Genomic DNA, 5,035 nt, shown 5'->3' with positions numbered 1-5,035 from the left:
GAACCCGTGGCACCTGTATCGCCGGTCGCACCTGTGGCTCCAGTTGCTCCAGTCGAACCTGTTGCACCCGTATCGCCGGTCGCACCTGTGGCTCCGGTTGCTCCGGTCGATCCCGTGGCACCCGTATCGCCGGTTGCGCCTGTGGCTCCGGTTGCACCAGTCGAACCCGTGGCGCCCGTATCACCGGTCGCACCTGTGGCTCCGGTTGCTCCAGTCGAGCCCGTTGCGCCCGTGTCGCCGGTCGCACCTGTGGCTCCGGTTGCTCCAGTCGAGCCCGTCGCACCGGTGGCTCCAGTTGCTCCAGTCGAGCCTGTGGCGCCCGTGTCGCCGGTCGCGCCGGTCGCTCCGGTTGCTCCGGTCGAGCCGGTGGCGCCTGTATCGCCAGTCGAACCCGTGGCGCCCGTATCGCCGGTCGCACCTGTGGCTCCGGTTGCTCCAGTCGAGCCCGTCGCACCGGTGGCTCCAGTCGAGCCTGTGGCGCCCGTGTCGCCGGTTGCTCCGGTCGAGCCAGTTGCTCCGGTCGAGCCGGTGGCGCCTGTATCGCCAGTCGCGCCTGTGGCTCCCGTTGCGCCGGTCGAACCGGTGGCACCGGTCGAGCCAGTGGCACCGGTATCGCCGGTGGCACCAGTTGAACCGGTGGCGCCTGTATCGCCGGTCGCGCCTGTGGCTCCGGTCGAACCCGTGGCGCCGGTATCACCAGTCGCGCCGGTGGCGCCGGTGGCACCAGTCGAACCAGTGGCACCTGTATCGCCGGTCGCGCCTGTGGTTCCGGTTGCACCTGTTGCTCCAGTCGAGCCCGTGGCGCCGGTATCACCAGTCGCACCTGTGGCTCCGGTTGCTCCAGTTGCGCCTGTGGCGCCGGTTGCACCGGTCGAGCCCGTGGCGCCTGTATCACCAGTTGCGCCTGTGGCTCCGGTTGCACCGGTCGAACCCGTGGCACCCGTATCGCCGGTCGCGCCGGTGGCACCTGTAGGTCCTGTTGAACCCGTGGCTCCGGTATCACCGGTTGCACCTGTGGCGCCGGTTGCACCCGTCGCGCCCGTGGCGCCTGTTGAACCTGTGGCGCCTGTGGCACCAGTTGAACCTGTGGCGCCTGTGGCACCGGTCGAACCCGTGGCACCAGTTGAACCTGTGGCACCTGTTGTTCCCGTGGCGCCAGTCGCACCTGTGGCGCCCGTTGAACCCGTAGCGCCGGTCGAACCCGTTGCGCCCGTTGAACCTGTGGCACCTGTTGTTCCCGTGGCGCCAGTCGCACCTGTGGCGCCCGTTGAACCCGTAGCGCCGGTCGAACCCGTTGCGCCCGTTGAACCTGTCGCTCCCGTCGAACCAGTCGCACCCGTCGGACCCGTCGGGCCGGTTGAACCGCCTTGAACAGCGGTCACAGTGAACCCGTTCGAAGTGGTGACATTGGTTCCAGCCTGATTGAATAGAGTAATGGTAGAACCGACCGCCGCCGATACCGGAACTATCAAATCGAAATTCGCATTGTTGCCGACGATACTTCTTGGTGGCAAGACGAAGGTACCGACGATCGCACCACCGGACATTAGGTAAAATACCCCGCCCACGGTGGGATCGAGGATGCCCCCAGCAGATGGGCCGTAGTGTCCAGTTATCTCGACGAAATTATCTGGGAGAACGCCGCGATATTGCTCGGCCCCATCAGCGGTGAGGGGGCGCTCAGCGACACCGGATTTGGAGGACTTGAGTTCCCATCTACCGCCTAAGATGGTGGAACCGATAAGTCCGTCAGCCGCTCCGACAAAAGTTCCCGCGGCTTCTTCCAGCGCCTCGACAAATGCCTCGCCCGCCTTGCCCTTGCCCGTCTCGCAGCTCCACAGCCTGAGATCGCCGTCGGCGCTCAGCGCCCTGCCGATCGCGGCGAGGTCGTCAGACTGTGCTGCCAGTGTTTCGATCGTCCATGCGCCGGCGCCGAAATGGACTCGCCCCGGCGAGCCGTGCGCGATGACGTGGACGGCATCGAGCCCGCTTCGCCCTTCGAGCGCCTCGGCGATCTGGCTTGCCGCCGGCCGACTGCCGTCGAGCACGATCGCCTCGACCCGCGGTCGCAGGTTACCCAGAATCGTGCCCAGATCGGGAGCGGAGCGGTCGACAAAGAGAATTTCGGAGACGCGGCCCATAGCGAGGTCCTAGAATTCAGCTTGAGGAAACGACGAAAGCCGGCATGGCCGGCGCGGCGAATGACGAGGTGCGGAAGGATCCGGCAATCATGTGCCGGATGGTCCCACCGCCCCGGTCGGCTTGGCCGGGGCGTTCACGCTCAGGATGCTGGAAGGTTGAAAATTGCCGGTGGCGTCGTACGTGCCGATTGCGAGCGGGGCCGTCGCGTTCGGCACCTTGACCGCCATGGACACCGGCGTTTCCTGCGGCATGGCGCTGGGCAGAATGACCTGGCCAACAATGGTTTTCCGCTCGATGTCGACGATGTAATAGGTGACCGCTCCGCCCATGGCGCCGACCGGCAAGGTGCCGGTGACCATCACCTCGGCGATTAGAATTCCCGCGTAGATTCCCATACCAACCTCCGTCAGTGGCGGCCGCATCGCGGCCTTGCTTGTCCGTACGTTCAGTTTCCAGTCGCCGCCGAACGCCGACGAGCCGACCAGGTCGTCGGCGGCCGCAACCGGTGTTGCCACCGCGCGTGACAGCGCATTGATAAAGGCGGTTCCGGCCGCGCCGGTGCCGGCGTTGCAGCTCCACAGAAGCAGCTCGCCAATTCCGCCCAGGACTCGTCCGATGGTGGCGAGGTCGAGCTCATCGTCGCCCAGCGTCCGCGCCGACCACTCGCCCGACGCGAAGCTCACCCGCCCTGGCGCGCCGTGCGCGATGACGTGCACCGCGTCGAGGCCCTCGCGCCCTTCGAGGGCCATCGCCATCTGCCGCGCTGCCGGGCGCTCGGCGTCGAGCAGGATCGGCTCGACCTCCTGCCTCAAGTTGGCGAGGATCGTGCCGATATCGGATACGGAGGGATCGACGAAAAGGAGTTCGGAGGCCCGGGGCGCATTCGGGCGATCAGTCGCAGCATCCGGCAGCGGATCGATCCGGCGCCCGTCGAACCGCGGGGATGCACCAACGCCCCCACGGGGCACACGCGACAACATTTGACTCAACCCACCCCACTCCTGACACCCATGCCGCCGATGTTTCGACGGCAAACTCGCGAGTGAACTCCGGAATGGGAAACCGTCTGCCTTCCGCCGAAGCATAGGCATGGACGCGACATGTCACGGTGCGCCCTGTAGACGCCCCTTCTTCATGCGCGAAACTGCCTTGCTACCCGATCCCTGTCCAACCCACCTGCGCAGACCTTGCGGCCACCGACCGTGCGATCTGCGGGCACCCTCCATACCCGCATATTAGTAAAGTCGAAAATTAGGGATTTGTAAACTATTAAGTAAGGAATTGGTAAATTTCAGAGAACCAGGCAGCAGACCTCGATCAATAGGAGGCGTCGGCTTAGCTCAAATTGTTCCTGAAAACCGAATACTTGCCGGCTTCCGTTCAGTTGCTGTAACTCTGCGAATAATCGCCTGGCAGGGCGCCAGCTGCGGAGCTTGCCGGGTGCCAGTTCGTGCTGACCGCTATCGTCCCGCTACAGGAACGCTGCACGAGCCGACAAGGAAGAATGATCAACGCGCGGGCCTCCAGCGAAGCCCGCGCGTCCTTTTTTTTTCAACCTAGACCAGTTACCGTCCAGTCCGTTCGCCGCTCACTCATGTGGCTTCAAGAGATCCTTCAGGGTCGTCTTGACGGTATGGTCGTTGCTGGCGTAGCCGGCGCCAGGCTTGGTCTGGTCGGAAGTAAGATCCGTGCTCGCCCCCGTCGGCTTGTTGTGGTTCTGACCAGATCCGCTGATCGTCTTGAGGACGTTGAGCAGGTCTGTCGTGACCGATGTGGCTGCAAGCCCGATCAGGTTGCGGAACGACGCTTGACCTCCGGGGTCACTGCCGTTGCCGGCCGAGCTCGACGGCAGGAATTGCGGCGAGTCCTTGAGGCCCAGCGTGCTGGCGGTGAGGTTGGCATTGTGACCGCCGTTTCCGTTGCCGGAGTTGCCCTGTCCCTGGTGTGAGCTGTTATCGGCATTGTTATGGTCCCCGGAATTACCCGGCGCGGGCTGTTCTCCGTTGCCGTGGCCGTTGTTGGCATGACCAGTGTCACCACCACCCGAACCGGTTCCTCCGGTCGGGCCGGTCGGACCTTGCGAGCCTGTCGAGCCTGTGGCACCTGTTGATCCGGTTGATCCGGTCGCACCAGTCGAGCCAGTCGCTCCGGTCGAGCCTGTGGCACCCGTCGAGCCGGTGGCACCAGTGGCCCCGGTCGAGCCAGTCGATCCGGTTGCACCAGTTGAGCCAGTAGCTCCGGTGTTACCCGTGGCACCGGTCGAGCCAGTCGCTCCAGTCGATCCGGTTGCACCAGTGGCACCGGTCGAGCCTGTGGCACCAGTCGAGCCGGTGGCACCTGTCGCCCCGGTCGAGCCTGTTGCTCCGGTCGAGCCAGTCGCTCCGGTCGAGCCTGTGGCACCGGTAGCTCCAGTCGAGCCGGTCGCCCCCGTCGAGCCAGTCGAGCCAGTCGATCCGGTAGCTCCGGTGTTACCCGTGGCACCGGTCGAGCCCGGCGCTCCAGTCGATCCGGTTGCACCAGTGGCACCGGTTGAGCCCGTGGCACCAGTCGAGCCGGTTGCACCAGTCGAGCCAGTGGCGCCGGTCGAGCCAGTCGCTCCGGTTGCACCAGTCGCCCCGGTCGAGCCGGTGGCCCCGGTCGAGCCAGTCGCTCCGGTTGCACCAGTCGCCCCGGTCGAGCCGGTGGCCCCGGTCGAGCCGGTCGCACCTGTTGCCCCGGTCGAGCCTGTGGCACCAGTCGAGCCTGTGGCACCTGTCGAGCCGGTGGCACCTGTCGCCCCGGTCGAGCCAGTCGCTCCGGTCGAGCCTGTGGCACCAGTCGAGCCGGTGGCACCAGTGGCCCCGGTCGAGCCAGTCGATCCGGTTGCACCAGTTGAGCCAGTAGCTCCGGTGTT

The 5,035-nt window shown here is 65.6% G+C and carries 2 protein-coding genes and 1 pseudogene; all 3 read right to left on the bottom strand.

From position 1 onward, the window contains the following. Positions 1 to 2,141, bottom strand: a 2,141-nt coding sequence (locus LB557_RS31695; RefSeq protein ID WP_263496953.1) for a DUF4347 domain-containing protein, incomplete at its 3' end; no start/stop codon positions are given. 87 nt (positions 2,142 to 2,228) lie between these two features. After that, a complete protein-coding gene (locus tag LB557_RS31310; protein WP_224644248.1) occupies positions 2,229 to 3,122 on the bottom strand; it encodes a DUF4347 domain-containing protein in 894 nt (297 codons plus the stop codon). Positions 3,123 to 3,730: 608 nt separating this feature from the next. Continuing rightward, positions 3,731 to 5,035: pseudogene (locus LB557_RS31690) on the bottom strand (collagen-like protein); the annotation flags it as partial.

It is taken from the genome of Mesorhizobium sp. BR115XR7A, assembly GCF_020165315.1.
Taxonomy (GTDB): Bacteria; Pseudomonadota; Alphaproteobacteria; order Rhizobiales; family Rhizobiaceae; genus Mesorhizobium; species Mesorhizobium australicum.
This window is presented reverse-complemented; position numbering and strand designations above follow the sequence as displayed.